Below are 18,467 nucleotides of genomic sequence, written 5' to 3'. Positions count from 1 at the left end.
CTGAACTTTCTCCACTCGCGCACCCACTTGTCGGCAACCGAGGCCGGCACGAAGATCACGACACGTCCGAGCTCAGGCGTGGACAGGATCTGGCTGACGACGACAGCGAGCGCGACATACGTCTTGCCCATGCCCACCTGGTCAGCGAGGATCACGCCCTCCATGGTTTGCAGCCTGCGCAGGATGTCTGCTGCGGTGCGGCGTTGCCGTGCCCAGTCCTCCTCGAAGCGGGGCTCTGTGTGAGTCCGCAGTCGGGCGCTCAGAGCGCAGTGCATTTGCGAGCCTCCTTGATGGCACGGTTTGCATATGACGCGAGATCGGCCGGCTCCGAGCCGACACGCGTACGCAGGGCATCCAGTGTGGACAAGGTGTCCTCGACCATCTGCGCGCCGTGCGGGAGGTCGACATGCGCCAAGACGCGTTTCCAGTCGATCCTGCCGACGGATAACGCGATCTCCGCAAGCGTGAAGATCGCTTCCGCACGCGACTGTTCGCCCGCCTCGAAGGCCTCGGCGACTTTGGTTGCGACGAACACAGGTCCCAGCGGGCTGGCTAGGCGTCCTCGAAGCGTGTCGAGCGTCACCAGCGGACGTTCGAGGCGGCGCTGCATCGCCGCCAGCGATGCAGCGAGCGCACGTCCCTTTCGCAGCAGGGAGCCCTCGACCTCCAGCCTCCTAAGTGGATCCAGCACGATCGGAACTGTCTCGCGTGCCGCGGCTTGCTCGCGCTCGAACACCTCGCGAAGGACCTGGGCCAGGGGACGGCCTGTGGCCAGCGCATCGAGCAGGTGCTGAGCCCTTAGGTTCGAAAGCGCGGGACCAACTGGAAGTGAGTGCGGATCTTGTGCGACGACCGCCCACGGAGTCTTGTTGCCTTGCCAGGAGACGATCACGAACATCGGCATTGCTTGCGAGGCAAGGTCGACAACTACCACCTCCGGCTTTCCGCGCTCGGTCCACTGAGCAAGGGTCATGAAGGATTCGCCATCCGTCGTGAAGGCGATCTGCCATTCGGCGGGCATGTCGCGTGTCTCGGTGATGCCGAGACGCAGTTGCCACTGAGCGTCCTGTCCGTTCTTGAAGACCTCGCAAAGCCCGAAGCAGGTGGGCAGGGCCGGAAGCTCCGTCTCGTCCTCGTCCTTGGGCTCGACCACCTCGGTGTCCAGAGGGACCTCTTCCCCTAGCGCTATCAGATCGTGCAGCGCACGGCCCTCCTTGCTTTTGAGCGGAGCACCGAGCCACACGTTCATCTCGCGATGGCGGCGGGCGTTGGACAGACCCAGGCCCGCCTTTGTGTGGTTGGAACTGCCCACAAGGGCGGCCACCCACTCATCGCTTTCGATGAGGAGGCACTTCGCATGAAGCGTGCGAACTTCGCTGTCTAGCGTTTTCAGCTGTCTGACCGCATCGACCTGCTCAGCAAGTCGCTTCGAGAAGGCAGACTGGCCGCGCGGAGCCAGCACGACGGCGACTTCTTGATTGCGTCTGTGCGCCGGACGGCCGGTGAGCAGCTTTCGGACGGTGGCCAGCGCCTTGGGATCGTTTGAATCCCAGTAAGGTGACAGGTGCGTCGCGCGAAGCGGCTTTGGCCCGCTCCATGCTTGGTCCAACGAGTCCAGCGGCACTTTCCTCGCGTTCGTTGGCGCGAAAGCGACCCGCAGGCTGGTCGGCCTGATGGACTGCGCGGCAATCCGCTGACGAAGCAGGCCTAGCGTGCTTGTTGCACGAGCAAACGCTGCGGTTCGCAGGTCGTAGCCGGGAACTAGTGCAAGGTAGGCCTGGAGTTCATCGACCAGGTCCTTCAATACCTCTTGCGGGAACAGGCACTGCGGGCCAAGGTCCGCGGCAAGCCCCAACTCGATCTGGCGGCGATAGCCAGCCGCCGTGAGGTTCGCGGAGCCAAGGATGATCCTCGTCGCTCGCTCCCAAAGCAGCACGGCGACCTTGGCGTGCAGCAGACCACCTTCGACCTTGCAAGACAGAAGATCCCAATGCAACGTGGAGCGATGCACCGGTGCACTCCGGTCGGCCAGGACGGTCACGCTGGCTTTCTGCAGCGATTCATGAAGCTCCACGGCGGCGACGATGTCGTCGACGGATTTCGTCTCCTCGTTCACGCTGGAGACTTCGAGAAACCGGGCCAGACAGTTCTGTTCGAAGAAGTCTGGTTCCAGTGCGTACGTCGTGGCCAGAAGCGCCACCGGTTCACCCGCGTCCGCAGGCTTTTGCCAGAAATCGAGTAGGGGCGTTGGCTTCATGCGGTCTTCGCGAGCAGGCTGGCCAGAGTCACAAGACGCATGGGGTGTGCCCAGATCTCGTCGTCCAGCTCCTCCGTCTGATTGCGGTATGGACTACGAACGGTCCAGTCCCCGTCGATCTGGTCAAGCCACGACAGCTTGCCCTTCGTGGTCTGTACCTGCTCATGGCGTGCAATGAGTGCATCGAAAAACGTCTGGGCGGACAGCTTGTCCTGAAAGACGCCAAGTCCGTGTTCTGCGTCGTGGGCGAGCATGTCATCGCCTAGCTCAGCCACGGAATCGATGGCCTTGCGCACGAGGCCCCCGATCTTCGGCGCCAGGGTGGCCAGGCCCGGAGTAGCCAGGGCTTGGGCCTGCGTGATGACCGCACCATGTTGCTGCACCGTATGGGCGAGAAAGCGCCGGAAGGTGTTGTCAAGCGTGGTTGCCGCCTCCTCGTAGTCGATCGCGGCCTGAAGGGCTTTGCGTGTGGGCGTGCTGGCTTTAGCGAGCAGCGATTGGGCCAGGTCGTGCTGACTGGCTTGCGCGGCCGAGGGCGTCTCTTCCAACTGCGCCGCGAGCTCGTTTCGGATCTCGTGGTCGCTGACAAGAAGAAGATCTCGCAGCACCCGACGCTCGTTGGATCTGGCTTCGCGCGGGGCGAGGCACTCCGAAAGATTACGCAGGAGCTGCCCAGTGGGCGGGCAGGTGCACTCGGCCTTTTCCAGTGAACGCGCACAGGCATCGGCGATGTCCTTGCGAAGGCGGCCACCAGCGGATCCGGGGACTCCGTCCACGTACCCGTCGAACTTGAAGTCGCGCTCCCAGGCCTTGACTAGGCGCAGCGCGTTCTGGGCGGGCATGTCGTCCAAGCTTAGCACCCGTGTATCGCGGGACAGGGGACGGTAGACGCCGGTGAAGCCAAAGACCCGCGGACCGCTCAGGTACGTGCGACGGCTCAGACGCATGCCCGCGGCCTTGGCTCTCGAGGCCTTCTGGTTGCCCGGTAGGCCTTCAGGGCGGCCGTTGCCAGGGTACCGAACGATGGCCTCGACAACCATCCATTCGAAGACGATGTCGACCGTCGTCTTTCCTTCGTCGGCCGTCAGGTCGTGCAACGCCTGGTAGGCAATTGCGCCGATCGCTGACACAGTCACGAACCGTGGGTGGGACATCCGGGCGCGTACACCGGGCGCCAGCTTGTCGGCAATGCGGTCGGCCACGGCCGCAAGACCAAGCGGGTCGAGCCCGCCCTCGCCTACTGCTCCGGGGTCGTATGCCGACAGGCGCGGTAGCTGGTCAAGCAGTGCCATACGTGATGTGCATCATGATTCGTAGGATAGAGAACGAACGACGGGATCTGCCTCCCAACAGCGTACGGTTAAGAAGCCACAAAGCGCAGGCCATCAGCGAACTCGCGTCAGAGCTTGCAACGCTCGGCCTCGACTTGCGCGAAGGCCTGGCTTGTTTGTCTAATCGCCAGGTTGGGGCGCGGATGGCTGCAGGTCTCTGGGCGCTCACCTATCAGCAACTCCCTCACAGAGAGCGTCGCAGATCGTCTTGCCGCCAATCAGTCCTGCCGCCAAGAGTGCAGCCTCAACGACCATCCACGGCAGCCTCTCTTGCTCGATCCTTGGCTGCAATCCCCAGCGCCCCGACCTGAGCCCCTCGAGGAGTTCTGTCTCCTCTGTTGTCAAGTGCTCAAGCCCCGACTCCACCGCCTGAATGGCCTCATGCACGGCCAGCTCTTTGAACTCAAACAAGGTCGCCACGTCCATGAGCACCGACTGCAATCCTGGCAGCGCCGCCCTGGCTGAGTTCAGAATGACTAAGCCGTGGGTGTCGATGTCGCCCCAGTAGAGCGCTGGCACATCTTGCAGCCAACCCACACGGCCAAGCACCCCCACGGCCTTCCCGAGACCCGCGAAGACAACACACCCCGGCATGTCGCCAAGCGCCGTAGCGCAGGCGTGGTTCTCGACCACCAAGACGCGCTTCGGCGTTAAGCCAAGCTGCACGACGTCCTCGATGGGGGCCTCGAAGTCGCGCAGGCCGCCGACCGAGCGTCTGAGCTCAGGACACAGCACGATCACGCGCAAGCGATGCGGCAGCCTTCTTAGCCCTGTGACATCGAAGAAGTCTCCGGCCTTCTCGGAGCCCGTGACCAAGCACAGGAGCTCTGCGACCAAGCTCTGGCGCTTCTCAAGCCACTTGGTATCTACCCCTATGACTGGCAGTTGCCGGATGTAGAGGTTTGAGTCCGCATTGGCCTCAAGCCATTGCACGACAGCCACGAGCCGATCGAAATCGGTGTCTGCATAGTCTGCAAGCACATCGAAGTAGCGCCCCAGCCTCAAGTTGATTCCTAGGTCCGGCCAGACCCCGAGCAGAACTTCGCGCCTGGCTACAGCTCTCGCCCAGCGCTTGTCCTGGCCGCAAAGCGCCGCCACTTCGCCAGGATTGCTCAGCACAAGCCTTGCAGGCAGGTCTTGGCTGCCAAGGCGTGCCCACTTCCTGGGCTCAAACTCCACCGCTCCTGGCCCAGCCCACTGCCGCCAAGCTTGCGCCCAGATTTGCACTGCAGGCAAGTCAGCAATGACCTCGGCCTCAGTAGGTGCCCCCAAGCTGAAGGCCAGTGGCCAGTCGCCACTCCTGACCAACCAGTCACGGTGCGCGCCGTTGTAACGGCGCACGGCGGCGTCCTTGACGTGCTCAGGCAGCAGTAGCTTCTTTGCCATCTTCTGCCTGGGAGTCGTAGCGAAGCTTGCCGGCTTCGTGGTCGTATTCGATGGACAACACAGAGGAGACCTTGCGATCGCGGATCTGTACGAAGCCAGCACCGCCAATGAAGGGCTCAAGCGTCATCACAGACTTCAGCGGAGTGGCCACCACCATCTGAAACCCGAAGGTCTTGAAGATGTTCATCGCCATGGTCGTGAAATCAGCGTCAGCCTTGTCGAAGGCCTCGTCGAGGAACACGGTGCAGAACCTAGGCCACGAGCGCTCCTGACCGGCAAGCTGGTACCGCAACGCTGCCGCAAGGCATGTGGACGCGAGCTTCTGGCGCTGGCCGCCGGACTTGCCGGCACCGCTCCTATAGACCTCGACCTGAACACCGTCCTTGTCGAGCTCGATGGCGATGAACTCCACGTGCTGGCGCACATCCAGCACCAGCTGCTTCCAGTTCTTGTCAGCAGGGTTGGCGCCGGCCAGACGGCCCACGAGCCCGCTGATGACAACAAAGCGCGCTTCGGCGTCCGCGGCGTCGAGACTGAGCATGTTGCTCAGCGCCTGGCGAAGCTGCTGTTTGAAGGCAACTACGTCCGGCAACACCTTGTCCTTGTGCTCGAGCTTGAGGTGCGTACCGGGGCCAAAGGGCGCGGTCGCCAGGCCTTCATTGACGAGGTGGATGCGATCGATGATGGCCTTGCGCTCCAGCTCGAGCTGCGCCGAGAGCGCCGTGAGGTTCTGTTCGCTTTGCTTCCTCAAGAGCGTGTGGAAGCGCTCTTGGAACTCCGGCAGCCCTTCGCGCTCCAGCCGCTCGAGCTTGGCCATGAAGTCGGGAGCACTGGCCATGGCGGCGTCCAGCCCACTGGCTTCGGCAGGCCAGGCGCGCACGAAGTCCTTGAAGCAGCCAGTGATGTTGTACTCAAGGGTCAGCGCCTGCTCATCCAAGTGCTTGAGCTCCGCTGACAGCGCCTTGTCGATGGCGCTGCTGGCACGATCGAGGTTCTCGTGCGTCAGTCCGTCGCGATACCGCTCGAAGCGCTCATCAAGGCCCGCACGCTGATGCGGGGTAATGTCGACCTCGGTGAGTTCGGGCCGGAGCTCACTCATTCGGCGCGCGAGGTTGCCCAGCAAGATTCTCTTGGCCTTTATGGCACCCGCGAGGTCCTCCACGGCCTTCCGCGCGGCCTCAACTTTGCGCTCTTGCCGTTCGATGTCGTCCTGTAGCACGCCGAGGTCGGGCCGCTCGGCGGTCTCCCTGTCGATACGGTTCCGCAACGACTGGATCTCAGCCACCGCTGCATTGACATCGACTTCCGACCACTCGATATTCGAAAGCTCTGCGCAGGCCCTGACCTTGGCGTCATGCTTGCCCGCCGCATCCTGGAGTTCGGAGATGCGCACCCGGGCTGCTTCGATGGCGTCGGCAAGCTCCTGCGCCCGGCGCTTGAAGAGAGCGAGCTTGGCTGCGTTGTTGAAGCCCAGCACATACTCTTGGTCGTCGCCCAGGCGCGTACGGTCGTCCTTCTCGTGGCGGCTGGCGCTGTGCTTGACCTGGCCCTCGCGGGTGATGGCGCGCTTGGCCGAGCGGAACGCCGCCAAGGTCTCTGCGCACTCGTAGTCAAAGCGCTCTTTGAGTTCGTCTCGAACCCAGTCTGCCTCGGGGCGCCTGGCGAAGTTGAGCTTCTTGACCAGTGAGCCAGGCGAGACGCTGCGGTTGCTTGAGTCGTGGGGCAGCATGCGCAGGTAGACCACCCGCATGCCGGTGTGCGTGTCGTTGAGGTAGCTCGCCACCCCGGCGTAATGCGCCTCGTTGACCAAGAGCGAGAGCGCAAAGCCGTGCAGCACTCGCTCGATGGCCCCCTCCCACTGCTTGTACTCGGCGCCGACTTCGATGAGTTCCCCAGCAAAGGGCAGTCGCTCCGTGGGAACGCCCAGGCGCTCACAGATGCGTTCTCGCAAGGCGAGCATCTTTGAGGGGATGTTGGACGTTTGGCGCTCCAGCGCCTTGACCTCGGCCACGGCCGCACCGAACTCGCGCTCATCGGCCTCCTTCTTGCTGCGAAGGGTGAACCGCGCTTCACTAAGCTGCTCTGCGACCTTGCTCGATTGCTCGACGAAGTCCCTCGCTGCATCGCGTCGCTCAGTGAACCATTGCGCCGTGTCTGGTGGTGCCCAGCTCATCTCCTCGCAGTTAATCGCAACTCGGCTGCGCTTGGCAGCTCGTTCGCCCCGGGCGGCTTCGGCACTTGCGAGCTTGGCTTTGAAGTCCTCGATGAGACCGCCCCCAAGTTCGTCGCGGCGGCGCTCGAGGGACCTGAGCTCATCGCGCACCAGCCGCTCGGTGTTTTGCTTGGCAGCCAGGGCCTGCTCTTCGCCATCAATCTCAGTCTGCAGCTCCTTGATGGACGCCTGCAGCAAGTCGCGTCGTAGCTGCTCTCGGTAGCGCTCCAGGCCCGCTTGGATTTCATCGCGCTCGTTGCGCCTCAGCCGTTCCATGTCGAGTTCCAAGCTCCACTCCCTCGCGGGCTTGAGCGTCTCGATTTGCCGGCGAGCGTCCACCACCAGTCGGTGGGCCTCGTTGAGCTCAACGAACTGCTGCACGAGGTCCTCAGCCAGCTCGAAGGTCTCGGGCGGGTCGAGCATGAAGTCGCGCATGAAGTCGTTGATGTCGCCCAGGTTCTTGGAAACCTGGGTGCGGTGCAGGAGCTTCAGAGCGCGCTCGCTCTTGATGCCAAGCAACCGCCGAAAGCGCTCTTGGTAGGCGCTGAACTCCTCCCGCACGAACGCGTCCTTCAAGTCGAACTTGAAGCGCCGCACGTCGTAGTCGTTTTCAGCAAAGAACTTGAGCTCCCGCAGGTCGAACTCACGCTCGAGTACGAGGTAGACCTTCTTGACGTCAGCGCTACCACTGCCCTTGCCCCGAATCCACAGCACTTGCGCAATGACGACCACACTGCCAGCGGAGTTGCGGTACGTCTCCGCGATGGCTGACCAGGTGGTGTCTGGGCGCAGGAACTGCGCAGCATGCTCGCCCGACTCGTTCGTTTGCTGCGCCCAGGCGCCCCGGATGTAAGTGGCGAAGTTCCGGTCACGCCCCTTGCGCTCTCCTTCCCGCGCAGCGGCGTTAAAGGCGACGCCCCCAGGCGGATTCGTGAGTGCAGCGTGCGCATCCAAGATGGTCGACTTGCCTGAGCCCGATGGCCCAACAAGCAGGTAGCCCTCGGCGGCGACCGGTATGCGGTGATAGCCGCTGAACGTGCCCCAATTGAAGACCTGGATTTCGCGCAGGCGCATCTGTTCGTGCGCGCCCTCTGGCGACTGGGCGGCTTCGGCACCGTCGTGCGTGGACTCCTCCGTGAACAGGTCGAAGGTCTCAGGTGCGTTCATCGGGCTGCTCCTGTTCGAGGGTCGCGACGCCTACTCCAGCTGGCAGCGGGGTGCCTTCTGAGGCAGCTTCTGTCTTCGTGACGAGCCCCTTGTAGGCGCGTACCAACGCCGAGACGTCTTCTGCGGTGAAGAGAATCCGCAGCGTCGGGGACACCTCGTAGCGGTCTTCGGTGCCGCGAAGCTTCCGCAGCAGGCTCAGCTTCTTTGCCTTCTCGACCGCGCCCTCCACCTGGCGTTCAAAGCGCGAGTGGTCCACGTTCTTGTCGCGCTCGTAGACCGAGAGGTGCTCGACCATCTCTTGATGCGAGATGACGGCACGCTCGCCCTGAGCCTCTGACTGCGTCAGGCGCTGACGCAGGAAGAGGACCAAGGCCGACTCGAGGTAAGTAAGGTTTTGCTTTCGCAGCAGCGTGGGCAGTTCCAGACCCTCTGCCACCACCTTGCGCGTAAACGCGACCTTGTGGTCGTGGTCGAGCACGAGGTCCAGGAAGAGGTTGTGGAGTTGGCTGCGCAGTGCAGCTTCGTCCTTGAGGACCGTCTCCCAGAGCTTTGCCTGGCGGCTACCGTCAATCGAGGGGCCCGCAAGAAGCTGCACGAGCGCTCGGCGCGTAGGCATGGCGAGCGTCCCGCGGTCGCCTGGGAACGTCGCATCAGAGTTCTCGTCGAGGTCCTCGTCGGCAGGCTCCTCGAAGTCGTCGTCAAAGTCCTCGTCGCCCGAGCTCATGGGCTCTCTCCCTGGTGAAGTAGATGGCCGGTACTCGGGCTGAGCGGTCTACGCCGTCCTTCCCCGTCCAGCTGACTCTCTGAGTGCTCTCCAGCACCTCAGCATGTTTGGCGCCCAGCGCCACATAGCCCACGACTGAGCCAAAGCCCTGCGAAGCGGGGAAGCGCTCGAGGATCTCGGCGACGCTCACCTGCGAGTGCTTAGCGAGCAGCGTCAGGATGTTGTCCTTCAAGGCTCGGAAGTCGATTTCCGAGTCGCGAACGAGCGACTGCACCATGTCTACCGTCAACACCGAGGCGTCGCCTTCAGGCATTTCGCTGCTGGGTGCTTGGAGCTGCGGGTCGTGCAGCGTCCACTGCGCCACTGAGCGGATACGAGAGCTCGTTTGTACGAACTCGAAACCCACCGGCTCGTTGGGGCGTACCACCTCGCGGGCAGCCATGGCCGCTGCGTGGGCCTCGCGCATGAGGGTGGTGATGCGTCGCTGCTCTCGGAACTCTCGGCTCTTCACGAAGGTCTTGAGCCCCCGGGCGAACTGCTGCAGCACCCCATGCACGTTGTTGCCCTCGCGCAAGAGCAGCACCGTCAAGGTCTGCAGGAACTGGCGCTCCCTTGGCTCCAAACCTCGGCTGAAGTCGCGCGATGTGATGGCGCTGGTGGCCTCGCCCAGGAGGTGCGACTGCTCGATATCCGTCAGCAGCAGCCAAAACGCCGCGAACGCCCGACCCGGCTCGCTTTGCTCGATGACGTCCACACCGTCGAAGAGCTGCTGGAGCACCGCGTTGCGCTCATTGGCACCCTCCACGAGGCTTTGCCTCAGATTCTTGTTAAGGCGGTCGAAGGCATCCCGAACGTTGCGGAAGTCGGCCGTGAGCTCCTCGGCCTGGCTGATGATCTCGCGAGCTCGCTCGAGGGCCCGGTCTTGAGGGAGCGTCTGCACCCCACCTCGCTGGACCTGGGCAATCTCAGCGTCGATACGCTCGCGCTCGGCCTGCAGCCGCGCCAGACGGGTGGCCGGGTTGGCATCGGTCTCTTCGGCCAAACGCAGCACCTGCTGCATGACGCTGGCAAGCCGGCTCTCGGTGGCGGCGGCTCTGGGGCGCTGCAGAGAGGCCAGCCAGCGCAGCGCGGCCGTTGCCTCAGCGGTGAGCTCGAGCACCTCTTCATGCGCGCCGGAGGGCAGCCGGCGGGTCAGCCACCCCTGAGCGAGCCAGTCCGCGATGTAAGCCTGGGCGGTTTGCTCCATCCCGTGGCCCTGCGCGCGCAGGGCTTCGAGGTCGCGGGTGATGCGTTCGGTGGCCACCGACACGGTCAGAACGGCCTCATCCTCGGTGAACACCGACTCGAGCACCGCGAGCACGAGCGGCGCGTGGTGGATGGCAAGCAGCTTCCATAGCCGCCCCTCGCGAAGCCGTGCGTTGGCAGCCGCCAGCCTCTCAACGCTCATGCCACATCCTCCGCACGCCGTGGCGGCACATCTGGTCGAGGGATGAAACGGTCGGGTCGCATGTGGCTTTCTCGAATAACCAGTATACGCATTATTTTTATACGCGAATAGTAGTTGGATGCGTGTAATACTTGTATGTATGATGCCCAACGAACCGCAGAGCGGCAAGACAGAGCCGAGAGTTGTATCGAAGTGGGGGCATGAGAGGCGCTTAGAGTTCATTGACTGGCGGCTTCGCTGGGAAGGCCGCATCAACCGCGGCGACCTCACCGCCTTCTTTGGCATCTCCGTCCCTCAGGCGTCGCTCGACATCGCGCGCTACATCGAGCTCGCGCCCGACAACGCCCGGTACGACCGTAGCAATAAGGTCTACGTGGCGTCTGAGACCTTCGAGGCGCTCTACCCCGGCACGACCCCAGAGCGTTACCTCAACGAGCTCCTGGCGCGCTGTGCAGGCGTGCTGCAGCCAGAGCTGGGGTTTTCTGGCTGGACGCCGCCCATGGACATGCCCGCCAACCTGGCACGAGGAGTGGACTCGAGGACGCTCCTGACCTTGCTCTTCGCCATCCGCAACGCGAAGCGCGTGGATGTGAGCTACCAGTCGATGTCTGCGGCCAAGCCAGAAGAGCGACAGATATCTCCTCATGCGCTTGGATATGACGGGTTTCGATGGCACGTGCGCGCCTACTGCCACTCTAGGGGCTCCTATCGCGATTTCGTCATCGCTAGAGTGCTGCACGCTTCACCCACGCAAGTGAATGCCCTGAGCGCTGACGCCGATGCTGCGTGGCATCGCAGGGTCGACTTGGTGATTGGCCCCAACCCAGTACTGAGCCCAGGCGCAAAACGCGTGATCGAGTTGGACTACGCCATGCAGGCCGGCCGGGTGACCATCTCTTGCAGGCAAGCGCTGCTCTTCTACACGCTCAAGCGACTGGGGCTGTTGCCTGGGCAAGAGGCGCCGCCAGAGGTTCAACAGCTCGCTCTCATCAATCGAGATGACGTGCAGGCCTTCTTGCCGCATGCCACTTGAACATGTCGCCCATGAGGCTGTGGTGCCAGTGGCCTTGTGACGAGGAGCTTGGAGCGGTGAGTTGCCGCGACACCGCTCGCCCGGGTGCTGTCGCGCTGGTTGAACCGAATTTATGCTCAGTGCCAGTCAGCGCGGGTTCACCTCGGTCTTGCGGCCGGCGGCATCCGCTGCCAAGCACGCGATCGTCCCTCGCGTACCTGTCAGGGCTGATCGTTGCGTTCGGGCAGCCTGGCTCGGAGAAACTTCCCGCCGCCGCCCGTCAACTCATCCCGATCGAACAGCTTGCCGGTGAACTCGAAGTTCTCGTCGATGCGCACGACCAGTAGCTTCTCGAAGTCGCCTTGACTCTTGACGATCACTTGGGCGCTGGCCTTTTCAGGAGAGATGGTCTTCACCTCGACGAGCTTGCCGTCGATGGTTCCGTCGGAACCCGCCTGGTGTGTGCCATGTCGGCACAAGCCGAACTTGACTTCCGCGTAGATCTCGCCAAGTTCTCCCCATACTTGGAGGTACCTGCCCGTGTTTTTGAAGTGGCGCTCGGCGCAGCCGACCAGATCCTCGAGGATCTCGGCCTGTTCCAAGACGGAGAACGGAAAGCCATTCCTGCTCTTGAACGTCTCCTTGGGGTTCAGCGAATCGGCTGAGTCCGGTGACTGATTCACCAGCTCTTGGTCGACCCATTCCCTGCTGATGAATACCTCTTCCCAAGGCGCGTAGCCGACGCCGGCTGCCAGTGCGATGTCGTCGGCGCTGTAGCCGCGGTCGCGCATCTCGTGCAGAAGGTCCCAGTCGCTCATTGTTCTACCCGTTTGTGCAAACTCGACAGGGCACAACCGTCCTGGCTGTTGGCTGTACCTAATCCTTTATTGATGAGTGTGATTCAAACCGGAGGTCGTGTCAGTCCTCAAGTGCCATTAAGCAGGCACCCCCGTTGGGGGGGGCGAACCAGACTTCAATTAAGTCCACGCATCAGCGACGATGGCATGACGCATCTGGTGCGCCGCTCGCGCACCGATGCAATGTCAGAAGGAGCGTCCAGCGAATGGGCAGCGCATTCAGGGCGCTGATGGGCCGACGTTGCACAGCAAGGCGGCCAGCGGCCGTTTCATCGGATCCATGTGATCAGCCAAGGCGAGCGCTTCGGTACGCCACGCCTCATACATGGCGGGCCGGTCCGTAAGCTCCCCTGTCAAGCAGTCAGTTTGGGTTCTCGCCCGCGGCGGTGTGCAAGAAGTAGGAGTGCGTCGCAGGGTTCCGCGGGGGCGCTGTTTTTGACTGTATTTGTCGAAGATGGCGCTGTGGCGAGACACCTGCGTGTCCGCGTTTTCGACTTCTCAGTTCTCATGATTGGCAGCGGCGCTTCGAGCAGTCAGGCCTGCCGCAGGGGGCCGTTTTCGACTCTATTGGGCCAGAACACTGTTCTGACCAATTAATGTCGAAAACAGGGTGTTCTGACCAATTAATGTCGAAAACAGGGCATTAAAGTCGAAAACTCGGAAATAGAGTCGAAAACAGCAAGCGGGTCGGCTTGCAAGACTGACTGCGACTGGTCTGTCGTCGTTTGAAGCGAGCGCCCAGAGGGCTCACCACGCCTCTTGGGCAGGGAGAGGGCTGGGGATGGTGCGTTCCTGCCGTCGCTCGATCGTCAGCTTGAGACTGTGTCCGGTCACTCGCGGGTCGATTCCGGCCGGCCGCTATCGACCCGTTGCGGTCCTTCGACTCACTACTCGGAACGCCCGAATGCGGTCGCTCGGCGCGTGACCGGCCGCGTGGAGCAATTATGCGAAATCGATGCCGTAGAACTGCCTCAGCGGAAGGCCAACGCTCCACATGTTCTCTCTGTCGCCGTTGCCAAGAGTTCCTTGATAAAAGCCCTGCCCAAGAAGACTGCTTGGAAACTCGGGACGCCGGCCGACGATTGCTCTTTCGAAGTCTCTCGCGACGCAATAGCTGATGAAATCAGCAATCTCTAGCAAAAAGTTCGATCCCGGAATCACGAACTGCGGTTCGAGAACAGTTGCTCCAGCAGAAAGCCAAGTGAAAAGCCGGGTGTACTGCAAGCCAAGAAAGCACTCAGATGCCCAGCCCTCGGTCTTGCTTCCTGTCGTCGTGTCTTGAACGTTGTCGAACGTCCAGTTCACGCTCTTCTCTCGACTTCTGAACTCCTTGAGCGTCGTCAGTATCGATTCTGCGAAGACGTGCTCCTTCTGCTGCTTCAAGACCTTCTTGCGATCCTTTGAATCAGAGGGCACAAACACGCATCCAGACACGTTGAATGAAGACAGTTCTGGCCGGGCCTCACGAATGACCTTGGCAAACTTCTTGGCATGTTCAATCTTCGCGGCCTTGTTCGACAGGAGATACGTTCCCGCCTCAGCCTTGCTGTCCCATATCTCCGAGAAGTGGTGCACCCATGTGTCCGGATCCTCCGAAGGTCGAATGGATTTTTTGAGATTGAAAACCTGTTTCTTGAGACGGTCATGCCGACGCTGATGGAGCGAGACCAACGTGATACAGAAGAAGCTTAGTGGTTGCTCAGCATGGTGCGCGGGTGGCTCCGCGATGTAACGTGCCGCCTCGTCCCCGAAAAGGCCCCAACGGTTCTTGTCCGGCAATATCGGGACGTTCACGATGAAGTCGTGCGCGCACTGCTCGGATGAGCAATGCATGGGAATGCCGACGGGCACCCAGTGTGCAACCCCATGATCCGACTTGATGGGATGCTGAGGGAACTTCATCTTCTCAAGCCAAGGTATCTCCGTCTGCAAGCCACATACGGGGCAAGCAGCCACCATACCGAGTAAATCCTCCGGTATCAGACCCGGCGCCTCTCTGTATGGGCGCTTGCGGATGTCCTTCATGTGATTCCTTGGTCATCCAACCGAAACGCGATTGCTTGCGAACGACGGCACCTGACCGGTGACGACTGCCTAGCGCGGCGGAGTGGACGCCTCCTACGCTTGGCTCGTCCGCCTCGCAATCTTGTCCGTTACCTTCACCTGGACCTGCAGTTTCTGAAGTGCGTTGATTGAGAGCGAATGCAAGTTCGTCTTGGTGTCCTTCCGACCTTTGATCAGTTCTCTCACGATAGATCCAGGGCCGTTGAAGATCTCCTCGATACGCCCGTCAGAGTGGATCTTCACGGCGAGATAGTAGTCGGGGGTGTGGTCCACCGGAAACGTCACATTGGCCTTCATCGTCGCCTTGATTTGAACGTTCTTACCGTCGGACGTCTTGGCGTCGTAATGCTTCTGCAGACCTTCCAGTAGCGTCAGCTCGTACATCTGCTCTACAAGTACCTCGCCCAAATCGCCAACGAGTCGACCGTCGAGGGTAAAGGCTTTGTGTGGGAAGGCCAGATGTAGACGCCGTACGATGCCAAGCAGTTGATTGACTGCCTCTGGAACTGTGATCGGCTCGGAGGACATACTTTGCATAGGGCTGCAGCCTACTCGAAAGCGGACGTAGGCGAACAACAGCTAGCGCTGCACAGCAGCCCTCGGGATACTTGGGCGACTCGCTGCAAGAAACCGATCAGGGCCAATCCGGAGAGAGCGGCCTCCACTCGTAAGCTCCCCCACCAAGTAGACAGCTGAAACCAGAGAATGCGGCCCAAGCCGAAAGGAACAGGCCGATGAGGAAGAGTAAGTTCACAGAGGAACAGATCATCGGGTTCCTCAAGCAGGCCGAGGCCGGCAGGGCGATCAGTTGAGCTGACCGCCGGCTTCGCACAGGTCCACGGGCGTGCGGACGCTCACCGTGACCGCGATGCGCAAGCCCCTGACGATCAGATTCAGGTCCATGCTGGCCGCAGATCGCATTCGCACGGCTTGCTCGGGCAAGTAGGGCGTATGAATGAACCCGGCGCGGACCTTTTGTCCCGTGGATCGTGCGTGATGCAGGGCAGCAAAGAAGACGTGGTTGCAGACGAACGATCCCGCACTCAATGAGAGCGTGGCCGGGATACCGCCCGCCCGAAGCTCATGAACGATGGTCTTCACGGGCAGCGTCGACAGGTAGGCCATGGGGCCATCCGACGCGATGATCTGATCCACGGGCTGCAGGCCGGCGTTGTCCGGGATGGGCGCGTCGTCCAGGTTCAAGGCAACCCGCTCCACGCGGACTTCAGTCGTCCCTCCGGCCTGTCCAACAGCGATGACGCACTCTGGACGGATCTCATCCATGTGCCGTTGCAGCGCAACGGCGGCGGCGCCGAACTCACATGGCAGGCAGCGAGTCACGACACGGAAGTCCGTCTCGGTCCAGCCGTCGAGGCGACTCACGGCCTCCCACGAAGGGTTGATCGATTCACCACCGAACGGCTCGAAGCCGGTCAACAAAACGGTATGAGTCACAGGGTCCACCTGGGGAGGCGTTGAGAAGCTGGGTTGATGGCCATACGTAAGCGCTCCTCCCGCATGTCGCCTCGCTGCCTCAACAGCTTGCCCTGTGGCGTCACAGCGCTCCATCTTGCCGCCGAGCACCACGGGGTGCGAGTTGCGCAGACCTTCCTCAGTCGATCGAGGCTTCAGTGTCCCTCAAACCAAGACGGCGTAGCAAAGCCCCGACCGAGGGATCTCGCCCCATGAGAGCGCGGAAGCTGTCGGCCATCGGGCGGCTCCCACCGCGTTCCAGGACTTCCGTTCTGTACCGATGAGCAGCCTTCCGTCTCGCATCGCCGTCCTCCTGGAAGATCGACCAGACATCGGCGGCGAGCACATCTGCCCACAGGTAGCTGTAGTAGCCCGCAGCATATCCGCCGGCGAAGACATGGGTGAAACCCGCCTGGAAGCGATTCTCGGCGATCGCCGGCATGACGCTGACCTCTCGGCGCACTGCGTCAAGGATCGTCTGCGCGCCGTCCCGCACGAGTGCGATGGACGGTTGCGAATGCAGGCACATGTCGAAGAGGGCAATCTCGACGTGGCGCGTCAACGTGAGGGCGCACAGGAAGTTGCGTGCCTGCAGCATCTTGTCGACGAGTGCGGCGGGAATCGATTCCCCTGTGTTCACATGCGCAGACATGCGTTTCAGCGCGGCGCCGTCCCAGGCGAAGTTCTCCATCAACTGGCTCGGCAGCTCAATGGCGTCCCACTCGACGCCACCGAAGCCTGCCACGCTCAGTACGTCAACGCGCGACAGCAGGAAGTGCAAAGCGTGCCCGAACTCGTGGAACAGGGTCACGACGTCGCGGTGTGTCAGCAGCGTTGGCTTGTCCTGGGCCGGCTCGTTGAAATTGGTGACCATGAACGCATGCGCTGGCCGGACGCTGCCATCGTCCTGAACCCAGCGTGCTCGGGCGCCGGAGACCCAGGCCCCGCCTCGCTTTCCTGGGCGAGCGTGAGGATCATATTGAACGCGCCCCAGCAATTCACCCTCTCGCTCGACGCGCCAGCATCGGACGCTTGGATGCCAGGCGGGCGCCTCCTCAGGCCTGACCGCAATGTCAAAGAGCGCGCCGGCGATGTCGAACATCGAGGCCAGCACGCGGTCCAACTGGAAAAATTGACGAACCTCGTCATCGCTGAAGTCGAACAGGCGCTGCCGCAGCTGTTCCCCTGCGTAAGCCACATCCCAGGGCTGGAGCTCGTGAATGCCCAGCGCATGGCTCGCGAAATTGGACAGCTCGGAAAGCTCGCTCAGAGCTTGAGCGCGCGCCCGCTGTCCAAGATCACGCAGGAAGCGGATGACCTGGGTCGAACTCGCGGCCATCTTGGGCACGAGGGAGACTTCCGCAAAATTCGCGTACCCCAGGAAAGACGCCCGCTCCTGGCGAAGCTCCAGGAGTTTGGCGATCACCGGCCCGTTGTCTTCTTCGGCGGGACCAAATTCGCTGGCTCGCGTGACGTTGGCCCGATAGACCGTCTCGCGGACGCTGCGTGAGTGTGCGAATTGCAGCACTGGAACGACGAAGGTCGCTTGCAGACCGCAGCGATAGTCGGCCGGCCGGCCGGCGGTCGCCGCGGCTTGCCGCATCGCCTGCTGGATGTCGTCCGGCAGGCCCGCCACGTTGTCCTCGGTCAGCCACAGCTCGAATCGATCGGTGGCATCCAGCACATGCATGGCGAACTGGTGCGACAACTCGGCGGACTGGAGGTCGATGGCTGCCAGAGCGGCCTTGCCTGCGTCATCGAGTTCGGCGCCCGACATCTCGAAGTCGCGGACCTCGTTCTCCAGCGCCCTTCGTTGCGTGGGCGTCAACGCGTCGCCCTCATGCGTCAGTACATCGCGATAGCGTCGGTAGAGCCGCAAGTCGGACCCGATGCGCGAGAAGAGGGACGTGACCTTCGCTTGAGCGGGTGCGAACTCCGCCCGCAGGGCAGGGGTGTCGCACACGGCGTTCAAGTGCGCTATGGTGCTCCATGCGTCCTGGAGGGCCTGCATCGGGCGCTCCAGCGCGTGACGCAAGGACGCGTATTTCACCGGCGTGGCAGCGTCGACGGCCACGGCAACGGCTTCGTCGCAGCGAGACACCAGGACGTTGATGGCTTGCCCAATGTGCTCCGGCCTGATGAGATCGAAGGCCGGCAACGCCGTGCCTGCCAGGAGCGGGTTATCGACGGACGGGTCGCGCGCGTTCATTGAGCGTTGATCTCGAGGAATCGTTGAGCGTCGAGCGCAGCCATGCAGCCTGTGGCCGCCGAGGTGATCGCCTGGCGATAGACGTGATCCTGCACATCACCCGCCGCAAAGATGCCTTCGATGTTCGTCTGGGTGGCGAATCCCTGGTGGCCGGATCGGGTGAGGATGTAGCCATCCTTCATCGCCAGCTGCCCCTCGAAAATGGCCGTGTTCGGATGGTGGCCGATGGCGATGAAGCAGCCCTTGACCTCGATGTGGGTGCAGGTCTCCCCCTCAACCGACTTGGTGCGCACGGCAGTGACGCCAGCATGGTCGCCAATGATTTCAT

14 protein-coding genes are annotated in these 18,467 nt (G+C 62.3%); 1 reads left to right on the top strand and 13 read right to left on the bottom strand.

All coding sequences use genetic code 11. From position 1 onward, the window contains the following. The 7 genes from I73_RS04800 to I73_RS04770 form a co-directional block, all read right to left on the bottom strand. Positions 1-275 (bottom strand): SNF2-related protein (locus I73_RS04800; RefSeq protein ID WP_026096320.1); only part of this gene is annotated, 275 nt, incomplete at its 3' end. Beyond that, entirely contained in the window at positions 260-2,257 is a 1,998-nt protein-coding gene (locus tag I73_RS04795; RefSeq protein ID WP_040499574.1) for a hypothetical protein, read from the bottom strand. The genes I73_RS04800 and I73_RS04795, both read right to left, overlap by 16 nt. Continuing rightward, positions 2,254-3,549, bottom strand: coding sequence for a hypothetical protein (locus I73_RS04790; protein ID WP_022979567.1), 1,296 nt, complete (start codon positions 3,547-3,549; stop codon positions 2,254-2,256). Before I73_RS04790 ends, I73_RS04795 begins: the two co-directional genes overlap by 4 nt. 204 nt (positions 3,550-3,753) lie before the next feature. Continuing rightward, a complete protein-coding gene (locus I73_RS25980; RefSeq protein WP_022979566.1) occupies positions 3,754-4,974 on the bottom strand; it encodes a DUF3322 domain-containing protein in 1,221 nt (406 codons plus the stop codon). Continuing rightward, positions 4,949-8,353: an ATP-binding protein gene (locus I73_RS04780; protein WP_022979565.1), complete on the bottom strand. Its 3,405-nt coding sequence runs from the start codon at positions 8,351-8,353 to the stop codon at positions 4,949-4,951. The genes I73_RS25980 and I73_RS04780 overlap by 26 nt, the downstream gene beginning before the upstream one ends. After that, a complete protein-coding gene (locus tag I73_RS04775) occupies positions 8,340-9,077 on the bottom strand; it encodes a DUF4194 domain-containing protein (RefSeq protein WP_022979564.1) in 738 nt (245 codons plus the stop codon). The genes I73_RS04780 and I73_RS04775 overlap by 14 nt, the downstream gene beginning before the upstream one ends. Beyond that, positions 9,052-10,524 (bottom strand): DUF3375 domain-containing protein, encoded by a 1,473-nt coding sequence (locus tag I73_RS04770; protein ID WP_022979563.1) that lies wholly within the window; start codon positions 10,522-10,524, stop codon positions 9,052-9,054. Before I73_RS04770 ends, I73_RS04775 begins: the two co-directional genes overlap by 26 nt. 142 nt (positions 10,525-10,666) lie before the next feature. Between I73_RS04770 and I73_RS04765 the strand changes: the two genes are divergently transcribed. Further along, positions 10,667-11,557: a YafY family protein gene (locus I73_RS04765; RefSeq protein ID WP_026096319.1), complete on the top strand. Its 891-nt coding sequence runs from the start codon at positions 10,667-10,669 to the stop codon at positions 11,555-11,557. A gap of 200 nt (positions 11,558-11,757) precedes the next feature. Here I73_RS04765 and I73_RS04760 read toward each other — a convergent pair whose 3' ends face one another. The 6 genes from I73_RS04760 to I73_RS04735 form a co-directional block, all read right to left on the bottom strand. Continuing rightward, the gene (locus I73_RS04760) at positions 11,758-12,354 is read right to left on the bottom strand and encodes a hypothetical protein (protein WP_022979561.1); all 597 of its coding nucleotides are present in this window, start codon (positions 12,352-12,354) and stop codon (positions 11,758-11,760) included. Positions 12,355-13,335: 981 nt separating this feature from the next. Continuing rightward, entirely contained in the window at positions 13,336-14,418 is a 1,083-nt protein-coding gene (locus I73_RS04755; RefSeq protein ID WP_022979560.1) for a hypothetical protein, read from the bottom strand. A gap of 93 nt (positions 14,419-14,511) precedes the next feature. Continuing rightward, a complete protein-coding gene (locus I73_RS04750; RefSeq protein ID WP_199899032.1) occupies positions 14,512-14,985 on the bottom strand; it encodes a hypothetical protein in 474 nt (157 codons plus the stop codon). Positions 14,986-15,261: 276 nt separating this feature from the next. Further along, positions 15,262-15,912 carry a pyroglutamyl-peptidase I gene (pcp, locus tag I73_RS04745; protein ID WP_022979558.1) on the bottom strand — a complete coding sequence of 217 codons (651 nt, stop codon included), beginning with the start codon at positions 15,910-15,912 and terminating at the stop codon, positions 15,262-15,264. Positions 15,913-16,069: 157 nt separating this feature from the next. Continuing rightward, positions 16,070-18,139, bottom strand: coding sequence for a M3 family metallopeptidase (locus I73_RS04740; protein ID WP_022979557.1), 2,070 nt, complete (start codon positions 18,137-18,139; stop codon positions 16,070-16,072). After that, a partial coding sequence (locus I73_RS04735; protein WP_026096317.1) for an FAD-dependent oxidoreductase occupies positions 18,136-18,467 on the bottom strand: 332 nt, incomplete at its 5' end. The genes I73_RS04740 and I73_RS04735, both read right to left, overlap by 4 nt.

Origin of the sequence: Ideonella sp. B508-1 (assembly GCF_000333615.1) — a bacterium.
Taxonomy (GTDB): domain Bacteria; phylum Pseudomonadota; class Gammaproteobacteria; order Burkholderiales; family Burkholderiaceae_C; genus Ideonella.
This window is presented reverse-complemented; position numbering and strand designations above follow the sequence as displayed.